General features: G+C 30.3%; 19 protein-coding genes. 18 read left to right on the top strand and 1 reads right to left on the bottom strand.

Going from position 1 to position 13,662, the window contains the following annotated elements; all coding sequences use genetic code 11:
- The first annotated feature begins 21 nt into the window (after positions 1–21).
- From ACYQ1T_RS07540 to ACYQ1T_RS07625, 18 genes are all read left to right on the top strand, one after another.
- Positions 22–333: a hypothetical protein gene (locus ACYQ1T_RS07540; protein WP_459833544.1), complete on the top strand. Its 312-nt coding sequence runs from the start codon at positions 22–24 to the stop codon at positions 331–333.
- A gap of 7 nt (positions 334–340) precedes the next feature.
- Entirely contained in the window at positions 341–559 is a 219-nt protein-coding gene (gene infA, locus ACYQ1T_RS07545; protein ID WP_008681165.1) for a translation initiation factor IF-1, read from the top strand.
- A gap of 47 nt (positions 560–606) precedes the next feature.
- A complete protein-coding gene (gene rpmJ, locus ACYQ1T_RS07550; protein ID WP_003448032.1) occupies positions 607–720 on the top strand; it encodes a 50S ribosomal protein L36 in 114 nt (37 codons plus the stop codon).
- A 219-nt stretch (positions 721–939) separates the two neighbouring features.
- Positions 940–1,305, top strand: a complete 366-nt coding sequence (rpsM, locus tag ACYQ1T_RS07555; RefSeq protein ID WP_459833548.1) for a 30S ribosomal protein S13 — start codon at positions 940–942, stop codon at positions 1,303–1,305.
- A gap of 15 nt (positions 1,306–1,320) precedes the next feature.
- On the top strand, positions 1,321–1,716 hold the full coding sequence (gene rpsK, locus ACYQ1T_RS07560) for a 30S ribosomal protein S11 (protein ID WP_021876963.1): 396 nt from the start codon (positions 1,321–1,323) through the stop codon (positions 1,714–1,716).
- 23 nt (positions 1,717–1,739) lie between these two features.
- Positions 1,740–2,360, top strand: coding sequence for a 30S ribosomal protein S4 (gene rpsD, locus ACYQ1T_RS07565; RefSeq protein WP_459833552.1), 621 nt, complete (start codon positions 1,740–1,742; stop codon positions 2,358–2,360).
- A 102-nt stretch (positions 2,361–2,462) separates the two neighbouring features.
- The gene (locus tag ACYQ1T_RS07570) at positions 2,463–3,410 is read left to right on the top strand and encodes a DNA-directed RNA polymerase subunit alpha (protein WP_459833555.1); all 948 of its coding nucleotides are present in this window, start codon (positions 2,463–2,465) and stop codon (positions 3,408–3,410) included.
- Between the two features lie 14 nt (positions 3,411–3,424).
- Positions 3,425–3,766, top strand: coding sequence for a 50S ribosomal protein L17 (rplQ, locus tag ACYQ1T_RS07575; protein WP_459833557.1), 342 nt, complete (start codon positions 3,425–3,427; stop codon positions 3,764–3,766).
- Between the two features lie 227 nt (positions 3,767–3,993).
- Positions 3,994–4,839 carry an energy-coupling factor transporter ATPase gene (locus ACYQ1T_RS07580; RefSeq protein ID WP_459833559.1) on the top strand — a complete coding sequence of 282 codons (846 nt, stop codon included), beginning with the start codon at positions 3,994–3,996 and terminating at the stop codon, positions 4,837–4,839.
- Entirely contained in the window at positions 4,824–5,684 is an 861-nt protein-coding gene (locus ACYQ1T_RS07585) for an energy-coupling factor transporter ATPase (RefSeq protein WP_459833561.1), read from the top strand. Before ACYQ1T_RS07580 ends, ACYQ1T_RS07585 begins: the two co-directional genes overlap by 16 nt.
- A 15-nt stretch (positions 5,685–5,699) precedes the next feature.
- Positions 5,700–6,503 (top strand): energy-coupling factor transporter transmembrane component T family protein, encoded by an 804-nt coding sequence (locus tag ACYQ1T_RS07590; RefSeq protein ID WP_459833563.1) that lies wholly within the window; start codon positions 5,700–5,702, stop codon positions 6,501–6,503.
- A 26-nt stretch (positions 6,504–6,529) separates the two neighbouring features.
- Positions 6,530–7,264, top strand: a complete 735-nt coding sequence (gene truA, locus ACYQ1T_RS07595; protein ID WP_459833565.1) for a tRNA pseudouridine(38-40) synthase TruA — start codon at positions 6,530–6,532, stop codon at positions 7,262–7,264.
- Positions 7,265–7,430: 166 nt separating this feature from the next.
- Positions 7,431–7,865, top strand: coding sequence for a 50S ribosomal protein L13 (gene rplM / locus ACYQ1T_RS07600; RefSeq protein ID WP_459833567.1), 435 nt, complete (start codon positions 7,431–7,433; stop codon positions 7,863–7,865).
- Positions 7,866–7,890: 25 nt separating this feature from the next.
- On the top strand, positions 7,891–8,283 hold the full coding sequence (gene rpsI, locus ACYQ1T_RS07605; RefSeq protein ID WP_459833569.1) for a 30S ribosomal protein S9: 393 nt from the start codon (positions 7,891–7,893) through the stop codon (positions 8,281–8,283).
- Between the two features lie 229 nt (positions 8,284–8,512).
- The gene (locus ACYQ1T_RS07610) at positions 8,513–10,129 is read left to right on the top strand and encodes a Na/Pi cotransporter family protein (RefSeq protein WP_459833571.1); all 1,617 of its coding nucleotides are present in this window, start codon (positions 8,513–8,515) and stop codon (positions 10,127–10,129) included.
- A 140-nt stretch (positions 10,130–10,269) separates the two neighbouring features.
- Positions 10,270–10,965, top strand: a complete 696-nt coding sequence (cwlD, locus tag ACYQ1T_RS07615; RefSeq protein WP_459833573.1) for an N-acetylmuramoyl-L-alanine amidase CwlD — start codon at positions 10,270–10,272, stop codon at positions 10,963–10,965.
- Between the two features lie 201 nt (positions 10,966–11,166).
- Positions 11,167–12,009 (top strand): fumarate hydratase, encoded by an 843-nt coding sequence (locus ACYQ1T_RS07620; protein ID WP_459833576.1) that lies wholly within the window; start codon positions 11,167–11,169, stop codon positions 12,007–12,009.
- A gap of 11 nt (positions 12,010–12,020) precedes the next feature.
- The gene (locus ACYQ1T_RS07625) at positions 12,021–12,581 is read left to right on the top strand and encodes a Fe-S-containing hydro-lyase (RefSeq protein ID WP_459833578.1); all 561 of its coding nucleotides are present in this window, start codon (positions 12,021–12,023) and stop codon (positions 12,579–12,581) included.
- Between the two features lie 211 nt (positions 12,582–12,792).
- Here ACYQ1T_RS07625 and ACYQ1T_RS07630 read toward each other — a convergent pair whose 3' ends face one another.
- Complete coding sequence (locus ACYQ1T_RS07630; RefSeq protein WP_459833580.1) at positions 12,793–13,653, bottom strand: YitT family protein; 861 nt, start codon at positions 13,651–13,653, stop codon at positions 12,793–12,795.
- Positions 13,654–13,662 lie beyond the last annotated feature (9 nt).

A 13,662-nucleotide genomic window follows, 5' to 3' on the forward strand; every position in this document is an offset into this window, starting at 1 on the left:
CAAAAGGTGGCTTGTAGATTTATGGCTAAGGTAATCATCGAGGTGAAAAGTTTGCAAAACAATGACTTAATTGGGAAGGTAGTTCTTTCACAAGCAGGAAGAGATAAAAATCATTTATATGTAATAGTTAGCCAAGTAAGTGATGGTTATGTTTTCTTGAGTAATGGAAGCACTAAAACATTTCAGTTGCCTAAGAGAAAAAAGCTAAAGCATATGAGTGTTTTAGAATATGTAGATGATGAGATTAAAGCATCAATCATATCAAAAGATAGAGATATTGATTTAAAGATCAAGAGATTTCTAAAACTTAAAGGCATTGTTAAGGAGGGTTGATTACCTTATGTCAAAAGATGACGTTATAGAAATGCAAGGTACGGTATTAGAATCATTACCAAATGCTATGTTCCAAGTAGAACTAGAAAGCGGTCATAAGATTCTAGCACATATATCAGGTAAATTAAGAATGAACTTCATAAGAATTCTACCAGGAGATAAAGTAACAATTGAACTTTCTCCATATGATTTAACAAGAGGTAGAATAACATGGAGAGCTAAATAGAAATAGTAAGAGATTACTAATCGTGAATATTACAAGGAGGGTTAGCGATGAAAGTAAGACCATCAGTTAAGCCTATTTGCGAAAAGTGCAAGATTATAAGAAGAAAAGGAAGAGTAATGGTAATCTGTGAAAATCCTAAGCACAAGCAAAAACAAGGCTAATATAATTAGTATTAGGCAAAAAAAGTATTATTTTACTATATAAATTTTATTGACTTTTATATTAAAGTCAAATATGATTATATAGGCATTTTAATTAAGTAAATAAGTTTTAGGTACGGCTGACGATAGAGTAAAAACTCTATCGACCTAGGATTTTATTATATAAAACACATATAAATAACTTATATGCATTTCAATTATCAGGAGGTGTAAGTTTTAATGGCAAGAATTTCAGGAGTAGACCTACCAAGAGAAAAAAGAGTTGAAATAGGTCTAACATATATATACGGTATAGGACTTTCTACTTCACATAAGATTTTAGCAGCTACTGGAGTTAATCCAGACACAAGAGTTAAGGATCTTACTGAAGAAGAAGTAACAGAAATCAGAAACTACGTAAAGACTTTAACAATTGAAGGTGACTTAAGAAGAGAAGTTGCTTTAAATATTAAAAGATTAGTAGAAATTGGATGTTACAGAGGAATAAGACATAGAAAAGGTCTTCCAGTTAGAGGTCAAAAGACTAAAACTAACGCAAGAACTAGAAAAGGTCCAAAGAAAACTATCGCAAATAAGAAGAAGTAGTGAGGAGGGAATTCGATGGCAGCTCAAAAAGTCAAAAAGACTAGAAGAAGAAAAGAAAGAAAGAATGTTGAGCATGGTGCTGCACACATCAAGTCAACTTTCAATAACTCAATAGTTACTTTAACTGATGCGGCAGGAAATGCTTTATCATGGTCAAGTGCAGGAGCTCTAGGTTTTAGAGGATCAAGAAAAAGCACTCCATTTGCAGCGCAAATGGCAGCTGAAACAGCAGCTAAAGCAGCTATGGAACACGGATTAAAAAGTATAGAAGTATACGTAAAGGGACCAGGTGCTGGTAGAGAAGCAGCTATAAGATCTTTACAAGCAGCTGGATTAGAAGTAACTTTAATTAAAGATGTTACTCCAATTCCACACAACGGATGTAGACCACCGAAGAGAAGAAGAGTCTAGTATTCATACAGGAGGTGTAATTAATGGCAAGATATACTGGAGCTACATGTAGATTATGTAGAAGAGAAGGTATGAAATTATTCCTTAAAGGGGATAGATGTTATACAGATAAATGTGCTTTTGTTAGAAGAAGCTATGCACCAGGACAACATGGAGCAGCTAAGAAGAAAATGTCTAACTATGGAGTACAATTAAGAGAAAAGCAAAAAGCTAGAAGAATATACGGAGTGTTAGAAGGTCAATTCAGAACTTACTATGAAAAGGCTGATCACATGAAGGGTATCACTGGTGAAAACTTACTTATGTTATTAGAAATGAGATTAGATAACGTTGTTTACAGACTAGGATATGGTGCTTCAAGAAATGAAGCTAGACAATTAGTTACTCATGGTCATTTCTTAGTAAATGGTAAGAAAGTTGACATTCCTTCATACAAAGTTTCTGTTAATGATGTAATATCAGTATGTGAAAAAAGCAGAGGAACTGAAAAGTTCAAGACTTTTGTTGAAAATCCAAAGACATTACCAAAATGGTTAGAAGCTAATGTTGAAAACTATGAAGGTAAAGTAGTTGCTGTACCAGCAAGAGAAGATATAGACGTTCCAGTTAACGAAACTCTTATTGTTGAGTTATACAGCAAGTAATAAGCTATTATTTGTATTGTTAAGATTTATCTTACAATACAAATATAGAATCAGTTGCCCTCAGAATAAGGTTGCCATTTTAAATATAAGGAGGGTTTGTACATGTTAGAAATAGAAAAGCCAATAATAGAATGTATAGAAGCGAATGAAGATGGTACTTACGGTAAGTACGTAGTTGAACCATTAGAAAGAGGATATGGTATTACTCTTGGAAATGCTCTAAGAAGAATATTATTATCATCACTTCCAGGTATTGCTCCAACTTCAGTTAAGATTGATGGAGTATTACATGAATTCTCTACTGTGCAAGGTGTTAAGGAAGATGTTACAGAAATAATCTTAAACATTAAATCTTTAGCATTAACAATGAATGGTGAAGGTCCAAAGACTATCTATATAGATGCTCAAGGACCAGGAGTAGTTACAGGTGCAGATATAAAGACTGATGGAGATGTTGAAGTTGTAAGTAAGGACCTACATATTGCAACATTAGACGATAATGGTAAGTTATATATGGAAATAACAGTTAATAGAGGTAGAGGATATGTTACTCAAAATAAAAATAAGAGTGATGAACTTCCATTATCATCTATAGCAGTTGATTCAATATATACACCAGTAAAAAGAGTTAACTTTACAGTAGAAAATACTAGAGTAGGTCAAATTACTGATTATGATAAGTTAACTTTAGAAATCTGGACTAATGGAACTATAAAGATTGATGAAGCTATAAGCTTATCAGCAAAAATTCTTATAGAACATTTTAAATTATTTATGTCATTAGGAGATAGTACTAATGATGTAGAGATTATGATAGAAAAAGAAGAAGACAAAAAAGAAAAAGTACTAGAAATGACTGTAGAAGAGTTGGATTTATCAGTTAGATCATATAACTGTTTAAAGAGAGCTGGTATAAATACAGTTCAAGAACTTGCTGGAAAGTCAATGGATGACATGATGAAAGTAAGAAATCTAGGAAAGAAATCTTTAGAGGAAGTCGAAAGAAAGCTTAAGGAATTAGGCTTAGGATTAAGACTAAACGATGAGTAAGGAGGTAAATCCACATGGCAGGTTATCGTAAGTTAGGTCGTCCTACTGACCAAAGAAGAGCTATGCTAAGAAGCCTTGTTACAAGCTTTTTAAAGCATGGTAAAATCGAAACAACTGAAACAAGAGCAAAGGAAACTAGAAAATTAGCTGAAAAGATGATTACTTTAGCAAAAAGAGGTGATCTTCACGCTAGAAGACAAGTTTTAGCTTTTGTTCACGAGGAAGAAGTAGTTCAAAACCTATTTGAAAATGTAGCTCCAAAGTACGCAGAAAGAAATGGTGGATACACTAGAATGTACAAAAAAGGTCCAAGAAGAGGGGACGGAGCAGAAGTTGTTATACTTGAATTAGTATAATAGTTTAGGGGATTAAGTTTAAGACTTAGTCCCCATTTTTACATATAGAAATTTAAAAATTATATAAGTGTTTATAATTTAGAAAATATAATTAAAGTAATTGTAATTGAAGTTATATATAATATAATATTGTTATATGTAATGTATATACACAGTATAAACTTTTATATAATTTTTAAAATTAATAGCAATAAGAATATATTGTAACTTTATAAGGAGGGCTTTGGATGGAACAATCAATGATTAATTGTAATAATGTATCTTTTAAATATGAAGTACATGATGGATTAGAAGAAAGATATGCTGTTAATGGTGTTAACTTTGATGTTAAAAAAGGTGAGTTTTTAGTAATATTAGGCCATAATGGATCAGGAAAATCAACTATTGCTAAACATATGAATGCGTTATTAGTACCAAGTAGTGGTACGGTAATAGTGGATGGATTAGATACCTTAGATCCTAATAATTTATGGGATATAAGAGCACGTGCTGGAATGGTATTTCAAAATCCAGATAATCAGTTAGTTGCAACTATAGTAGAGGAAGATGTAGCCTTTGGTCCAGAAAATTTAGGTATTGCACCCGATGAAATAAGAAAAAGAGTAGATGAAAGTTTAGAAAAGGTTGGAATGAGTGAATATAAGCGACATGCTCCACATTTGCTTTCAGGTGGTCAAAAGCAAAGAATAGCAATAGCTGGAATACTAGCTATGCAACCTAAATGTATAATTTTTGATGAGCCAACAGCTATGCTTGATCCATCAGGAAGAAAAGAAGTAATAAGAAATATTAAAGAAATAAATAAGAAGTATGGTATAACAATAATTCTTATAACTCATTATATGGATGAAGCAGCAGAAGCTGATAGAGTTATAGTTATGGATAATGGTAAAATAATTCTTGAAGGAATTCCAAGAGATGTATTTTCAAAAGTTGAAACTATGAAAAGAATAGGGTTAGATGTTCCGCAAGTTACAGAACTATGTTATGAACTTCAAAAGAGTGGAGTAAATATAAGTACAAATATTTTAAATGTGGATGAGATGGTGAATGCGTTATGTCAATTAAAATAGAAAATTTAACACATATATATATGCCTAAGTCACCTTTTGAAAAAGTGGCATTAGAAAAAGTAAATTTAGAAATTAATGAAGGTGAATTTGTTGCATTAATAGGACATACTGGATCAGGAAAATCAACATTAATACAACATATGAATGGATTGTTAAAGGCAACAGAGGGAAAAATAACTGTAGACTCTGTTGACATTACAGCAGCTGGAGTTAAATTAACTGATATAAGAAAGAAAGTTGGATTGGTTTTTCAGTATCCAGAATATCAATTATTTGAAGAAACAATAGAAAAGGACATAGAGTATGGTCCAAGAAATTTAGGGCTAGAACAAGAAGAAATAACACGAAGAGTAAAAAAGTCAATGGAAATGGTTGGTTTAGATTACGATTTATATAAGGATAAATCTCCATTTGACTTAAGTGGTGGACAAAAGAGGAGAGTAGCAATAGCAGGTGTTATAGCTATGGAGCCTAAGGTATTAATATTAGATGAACCAACTGCAGGATTAGATCCAAAGGGAAGAGATGATATTTTAGCTCAAATTAAGCAGCTTCATGAAGCTTATAAGATGACTATAATTTTAGTAAGTCATAGTATGGAGGATGTAGGTAAGCTAGCAGAAAGAATTATAGTAATGAATAAAGGAAAAGTAGCGTTACAAGGAAGTCCATCAGAAGTCTTTAAAGAAATAGATATATTAGAAAAAATAGGGCTTGCAGTACCACAAGTAACATATTTAATGAGAGCTTTAAGAAATAAAGGTTTTAATGTATCAGATAATATATATACAATTGAACAAGGAAAGAAAGAACTTTTAAGAATATTAAATTCTACTAACAATTAGGGGGTGACTTAGAAAGTGATTAAGGATATAACTATAGGACAATATATACCAGGGGAAACTTTTGTGCATAAATTAGATCCTAGAACGAAGATATTACTTTCGATTTTATTTATAGCTTGCTTATTTATAATAGATAAGTTTGTTGGTTATGCACTTATAATAGGCTTTTTAGTTTTAACAGTTTATGTAGCAAAAATTCCACCAAGATATTTATATAAAGGATTAAAACCAGTATTCTTTTTAATCGCATTTACCGCAATTTTAAATATATTTATGATTAAAGGAACAGTTAATACATTAGTTTTTGAATTAGGTTTTTTAAAGGTATATGAAGAAGGAATAAGAACAGCTATATTTATGGCATTAAGATTAATTCTTTTAATTATGGGTACATCAGTTTTAACACTTACAACATCTCCAATAGAATTAACAGATGGGATAGAGCGATTATTAAAACCTATAGGAAAAGAAATGGCACATGAATTAGCTATGATGATGACTATAGCATTAAGGTTTATACCAACTTTAATGGATGAAACAGATAAGATTATGATGGCTCAAAAAGCAAGGGGAGCAGATTTTGAAACAGGCGGTATAATACAAAAAGCTAAAAGCTTAATACCTTTATTAGTACCACTTTTCATTAGTTCATTTAGAAGAGCTGATGAGTTAGCTATGGCAATGGAAGCTAGGGCATATAGAGGGGGAGCAGGTAGAACTAGAATGAAACAATTAAACTTTACATCAAATGACTATATAGCATTTATAGTATTTACAATTCTTTTAGTTGGTAGTATATCAATTAGAGTATTTATGTAAATTTTAATAAGATTTAGGTGAGTATAATGAAAAATATAAAATTAGTTATAGAGTATGATGGGACTAATTATTTAGGATGGCAAAAACAGAAGATTGGAAAGACTATACAAGAAACTATAGAATGTGCTATAGAATCATTAACTGGTGAAAATGTAGATTTAATAGGTAGTTCTAGAACGGATTCAGGAGTTCATGCTAGAGGTTTTGTAGCAAACTTTAAAACAATGAGCACTATTCCATCTGAAAGGTTTAGAGAGGCTCTAAACGTAAGGTTACCAAATGATATTGTAATTATTAAATCAGAAGAGGTAGAGTTAGAATTTCATTCAAGATATAATGCTAAAGGGAAAACATACTCATACACTATTTTAAATAGAGATATACCTAGTGCTATTGGTAATGATTATGTGTATTATTTTAAAACATCATTAAATATAGAAGCTATGAAGGAGTCTTGTACATATTTCGTAGGGACACATGATTTTAAAGCTTTTAGAAGTAGTGGAAGTTCAGTTAAGACTACTATTAGAACAATTTCAGATCTTCATATAGAAATAAATGGAGAATATATAAAAATATTTGTTACAGGTGATGGTTTTTTATATAATATGGTTAGAATAATAGTAGGAACATTATTATTAGTAGGAACAAACAAAATAAAGCCTAACTATATTAAAAATATCATAGAAGATAAAGATAGAAATGGCGCAGGTATGTGTGTTCCTGCAAATGGTTTAATACTTGAAAAAGTTTTTTATTAAACTAAAAAATAATAATAAAAATATGTTGACACGCCCGTGTGCGTGTATTATAATAATGTATGTTTGTTAGAATATTTATGTATATAAGATCCACTAGCCCCGGGTCTTGACATAAATGCAGTACTTGAAAGAGTAAAGCACAATGTAAGTTCAGGGAGGGAAAAAGATGAAATCATACATTGCGAAAGCACAAGAAGTTGAAAGAAAATGGTATGTTGTTGATGCTGCTGGTAAGCCACTAGGAAGAGTTGCTAGCCAAGTTGCTTCAATTTTAAGAGGAAAGAATAAACCAACATTTACACCAAATGTTGACTGTGGAGATTTTGTTATCATAATCAATGCAGAACAAGTTGTTTTAACTGGTAAGAAGTTAGATCAAAAATTAATGAGAAAGCATAGCTTATATCCAGGTGGATTAAAGGAAACTCCATATAGAGAAGTATTAGCAAAGAAACCTGAGTTTGCTTTCGAAGAAGCTGTTAGAAGAATGCTTCCAACAGGCGTTTTAGGAAGAAAAATGCTTAAGAAGTTAAAAGTATATAGAGGTGCTGAGCACGATCACGCAGCTCAACAACCAGAAGTACTTGAGTTAAAGTACTAATACAGGCTCGGGAGGAGGAAGAAAAATGGCAAAAGTTCAATACATGGGTACTGGAAGAAGAAAGAAATCAGTTGCAAGAGTAAGACTTGTACCAGGAAACGGTAAAGTAGTTATAAATAACAGAGAAATAGAAACATTTTTTGGTTTAGAAACTTTAAGAATGATCGTTAATCAACCATTAGTTTTAACTGGAACTAAAGATAAGTTTGACGTTTTAGTTAACGTTCACGGTGGTGGATTTACAGGTCAAGCAGGAGCTATAAGACACGGAATATCAAGAGCTCTAGTTAAATCAGATGAAGCTCTTAAGCCAGAATTAAAGAAGGCTGGATTCTTAACAAGAGATCCAAGAATGAAGGAAAGAAAGAAATACGGTCTTAAAAAAGCAAGAAGAGCACCACAATTCTCAAAGAGATAATATTTGGTGTTACAGAAATCCCACAATCTCTATGGTTGTGGGATTTGTTTTTCTGAAAAAAACAAAAAATTTTCTTTTATTTTTTTATAAATGTTAAAATTAAATATAATTAAAAAAATATAGGTTTCTTATATTAAATTTAGGTTAAAAGTATGTTTAATTACTTAACAAATGTTAAAAAATGTTGTAAACTTAGTTTGTAAAATAACGAAGTAAAGGAGAATAAACCTTGGAGTCATTAATGGTTATTATTAAATTATTAGGTGGATTAGGTCTTTTTATTTACGGTATGAAATTAATGGGCGATGGCCTAGAAAATGCAGCTGGAGATGGATTAAAATCAATACTTGAAAAAGTAACTAAAAATCCTATTATATCTGTTTTAGTTGGAGCAGCAGTTACTGCAGTAATTCAAAGTAGTAGTGCAACTACTGTAATGGTTGTAGGATTTGTAAATGCAGGATTAATGAATCTTGCTCAAGCAGCTGGTATAATAATGGGGGCTAATATAGGAACTACTATAACAGCTCAATTAGTAGCATTTAAATTAGATACAATTGCTCCATTATTTGTTTTTGCTGGAGCATTTATGGTTATGTTTGCAAGTGGAAAGAAAAGAAAAGATATAGGTAATATAATTTTAGGATTTGGTATATTATTTGTTGGAATGGGTAGTATGAGTGAGGCAATGAAGCCATTAACTGCATCACCAGTATTTGAACAAATTCTTACAATGGTAGGTAGCAAATGGTATTTAGGAATAATTGCTGGAGCATTATTAACAGCTATTTTACAAAGTTCATCAGCTACTACAGGAATACTTGTTGCTTTAGCAACAGCAGGAGCTATAAACATACATGATGCATTACCAATTATATTTGGATGTAACATTGGAACATGTATTACAGCTATGATAGCATCAGTAGGAACAAGTAAAACAGCTCGTAAGGCAGCTATGCTACATCTGATATTTAATTTAGGTGGAACTTTAATATTTATTCCTATATTAATAAGTGGAGTATTAGGAAACTTTGTATCAAAAATAAGTCCTGGGGATGTAAGTAGACAAATTGCTAATGCGCATACAGTGTTTAATATAGTAAATACTATGATAATGTTACCATTAACTGGATTGTTAATTAAAGTAGTTAATAATATTATTCCTGGAGATGATGAAGAAGATAAACCAGGTCCAAAGTATATTGATGATAGATTATTAGAAACTCCTGTTATAGCAGCAGGTCAAGTTGAGAAAGAAACTATAAGAATGGCTAATAAAGCTAAGAAGAGTTTAGAACTTGCAATAAGTTCATTTGATAATAATGATGAAAAAATGGTTCAAAAAGTTTATGACAATGAAGCTGTTATAAACAATTTAAATGAAGTTATAACTAATTATTTAGTTAAACTTTCTAAGTGTGATTTATCAGATAAAGAAAGAGGAATAGTTGCTGCAACTTTCCATGTAATTAATGATATTGAAAGAATAGGTGATCATGCAGAAAATATTGCTGATTTAACTTCACAAAAAATTTCTAAGAAGCTAGAGTATAGTGATCATGCCTGCGAACAATTACATAAAATGTATGATAAAACTATACAAGCATTAGAAATTGCTATAGATAGTTATCAAAATAGAGATGTTGAAAAAGCAAGAAGTATAAATGATGTTGAAGCTTCAATAGATAAGCTTCAAAAGAAGTATAGAGAACTTCACATACAAAGACTGTATGATGGAACTTGCAATGCATATGCAGGAACTATATTCTTAGACCTATTAAGCAACTTAGAGAGAATAGGTGATCATTCAACAAATATAGCAGAAAGTGTTATAGAAAATAGTTAAATATAAATTCTTAAAGAGCTAAAACTTAAATGTTTTAGTTCTTTTTAATTTTATATGTAAAAAATAAAATTAAATGGGCATAATATTTTTATAATTGTTTAATTAAATAAATATTTATAATATATTATGGAGGGAAACAAATGAGAAAAATAAAATCAGCATTAGTATTGATGGCAATTTTAATGGTTCCTATAGTACAAGTACATGCTACTATGAATACTAAAGAAGAGAAAATTATATTAATTGATCCAGGTCATGGAGGATTTGATGGAGGAGCACAGTCTAAATCTGGGACAATAGAAAAAGATATAAATTTAGAAATAAGCTTAAAACTTAAGGAGTCATTAGAAAAAAGAGGATATAAGGTGTATTTAACAAGAGAAACTGATGATGGATTACATGAAAAGGGATCAACAATAAGAGAAAAAAAGAGAGATGATTTAAAAAGAAGATGTGAGTTGAAGAAAGAAACAAAATGTGATGTATTTATATCAATACATCAAAACATGTTTCCGCAAACAAAATGTTATGGAGCGCAAGTTTGGTATTCTTCAAATGATATAAGTAAGAAATTGGCCGATAATATACAAAACTCATTGAGAGATACCATAAAAGATAACAATAAAAGGGTTGCTAAGGCTGCGGGAGAAGCATATTTAATATTAAGAGATAAATATGAAGGTGCATCTGTTTTAGTAGAATGTGGTTTTCTATCTAATCCAGATGAAGATAAAAAATTACATACTGAAGAACATCAAAATGCTATTGTAGAAGGTATCTCATTAGGAATTGATAAATATTTTGATGAAGATTCAAGTAATAATATAGCATCATAAATATATTTCCAGGGAAATTTGTAGAAAAGAATCTATATAGTAAGGAATATAGATTCTTTTTTTGTTCTATTTATGTTATTTTATAGAGGTAATAGAAAAATATAAGAGGAGAAGAGAGAATATGTATTAAAAGGGAGATAATTGAGTGTAAAAATGTATTGAAAAATATAAATTAAAAGATTTTACGGGAGGTTAAGAAGATTGAGAGAGATACATATAAATGAAATAGTAATGGCAGTAAGTAAATTATGTATTGATGCAAATTATAATTTGTCCAAAGATATAAAGGATGCATTAATTAAATCAAAAGAAGAGGAAACCTTTGATTTAGCAAAAGATATTTTAGATAAAATAATAATAAATTCAGATATAGCTAGGGATGAGCAAATGCCAATGTGCCAAGATACTGGAATGGCTTGTGTATTTATAGAAATTGGACAAGATGTACATATAGTAGGTGGTAGTCTAGAAGAAGCTATAAATAATGGTGTAAGAAAAGGCTATAATGAAGGCTTATTAAGAAAATCTGTAGTTAAAGATCCTATAGATAGAATTAATACAAAAGATAATACACCAGCTATTATATATTATGATATAGTTCAAGGCGACCGTCTTAAAATAACTATTGCGCCAAAGGGATTTGGTTCTGAAAATATGAGTAAAATTAAAATGTTAAAGCCAGCAGATGGATTAGAGGGGGTAAAAGATTTTATTATACAAGTAGTTAAAGATGCTGGCCCTAATCCATGTCCACCAATGATAGTTGGAGTTGGAATAGGAGGAACTTTTGATAAGGCTGCATATCTGGCTAAAAAGGCATTATTAAGACCTATAGATACTAAGAATAAAAATAAATTCTATAAAGATTTAGAAGAAGAGCTATTAATAAAAATAAATGAACTTGGAATAGGACCACAAGGGTTTGGTGGGAAAACTACAGCTCTTGGGATAAATATTGAAACTTATCCAACTCATATAGCAGGGCTTCCTGTAGCAGTAAATATAAATTGTCATGCTACAAGGCATAAAGAAGTTATATTATAGGAGGAAGATAGATGGATAAAAGAATAATAACTCCATTAACAAAAGAGAAAATATCAGATTTAAAAGCTGGAGATAGAGTTTTGCTTTCAGGAATAATATATACAGCTAGAGATGCAGCTCATAAAAGATTAATTGAATTAATAGATTCAGGTAAAGAACTTCCAATAAACATAAAAGATGAGATTATTTATTATGTAGGTCCAAGTCCTGCTAAAGAGGGAGCGGTAATAGGCTCAGCTGGACCAACTACAAGCTATAGAATGGATCCATATTCTCCGAAACTTTTAGACTTAGGTTTAAAGGGAATGATAGGAAAAGGTGAAAGAAATGAAGAAGTTGTTAAATCTATAGTTAAAAATAAAGCTGTTTACTTTGGAGCTATTGGTGGAGCAGCAGCATTAATAGCTAAAAGCATTGTTTCATCAAAAATAATAGCATATGAAGATTTAGGGGCAGAAGCTATAAGAAGATTAGAAGTTAAAGATTTACCGCTAGTTGTTGTAATTGATACAAGAGGTGAAAATTTATATAAACAAGGTCAAAAATTATATCTAGAATCATTAAAAAAGTAGTTTTAAAACTTAAAAGTTATCCTCAAAATATAATGAAGATATATATAAATTGTGGATAAGATAATATTAGTTGTGAATAAAATAAAAATAAAATCCATACTTTGAATTACTCTTTATAGTAGATATTTTTATTACTTAAACTGTGTACTATAAAGAAATAATATCAAATGTATGGATTTTTATATATGCATTTATTATTTAGTAGTATAGATTATATTTTGTGGAAGCCTTTACCGTTTACTTCAGAAACATCTATTATAGTAATAAATGCTTTTGGATCTATTTTTAGTATTTTATTTTTTAAACTAATCATTTGAGATGATGTTACTGCTATATATAGCATTTTCTTTAGTTGATGTGTATACTCTCCTTCAGCTATAAGTGAAGTAGCACCACGATGTAAGTCTTTAATTACGTAATCTATAATATCTTGTTCTTTTTCAGAAAGTACAAGTAAAAGTTTTTTACTATTAAACCCATTTATTACTCTATCAACAACTACCCCTTGAACAAATATTGATATAAGAGTATAAAGTGCTTTAGGAAGACCAAAAATTATTGCACCAATAATAATTATTATACAATTTATAGCAAAACTAAGTTTTCCTATTTCAAAGGTAGAATATTTTTTTCTAACAAGCATTGTAATGATATCTGTACCACCTGTAGATCCATTCCTTAAAAAAACCAGACCATAGCCTAGACCGCATAATAATCCACCATATAAACAATAAAGTAAGATATCATTAACCCTTACTAAATGAGAAAATGGTTTAGTTATTATAAGAGAAATAGACAAAGAAATCATTCCAACTGCAGAATAAAGTGTAAATCTTTTACTAAGCATTTTAAAGCTTAATAAAAATAGTGGTATATTTAAAATGAATACAGTTATACCAGAAGAAATTCCAGCTATGTATTCGAGTATTAGAGCAACACCAGTAGCTCCACCACTTAATAATTGAGCATTTACTAAGAATAAATTAACTCCTAGAGATGCAATTAGGCATCCTATAAAAATTAGGATGAAGTCTAAGATAACGTGTTTGTTTAAAGTAACTTTTGAGACCATAATAAACTC

Source organism: Clostridium carnis, assembly GCF_054657435.1.